We start from the raw sequence: 213 nt of genomic DNA, 5'->3' as shown, positions 1-213 counted from the left end.
GCAAGGCCGGCCGCAATATCTCGATGCCGTCACCTCCGAGGAGGACGAGGCTGGCGAGGACGAGGACGGCGCCGTCTTCGACAAGACCGGCATGGGTTCGGTCGAGAGCGACGACCCCTACGAGCAGGCTGTGGCGGTCGTGCTGCGGGACAAGAAGGCCTCGACCTCCTATATCCAGCGCCGCCTCCAGATCGGCTACAACCGCGCCGCCTC

At 67.1% G+C, this 213-nt stretch carries 1 protein-coding gene; it reads left to right on the top strand.

The annotated features are described in order from the left end of the window. Positions 1–213, top strand: a 213-nt coding sequence (locus ASE61_RS27105) for a DNA translocase FtsK (RefSeq protein ID WP_244492770.1), incomplete at both ends; no start/stop codon positions are given.

The organism is Allobosea sp. Root670 (assembly GCF_001429415.1).
GTDB classification, from domain to species: domain Bacteria; phylum Pseudomonadota; class Alphaproteobacteria; order Rhizobiales; family Beijerinckiaceae; genus Allobosea; species Allobosea robiniae.
Note: the sequence above shows the minus strand (reverse complement) of the source record. Positions and strands in the feature narration are given on the sequence as shown.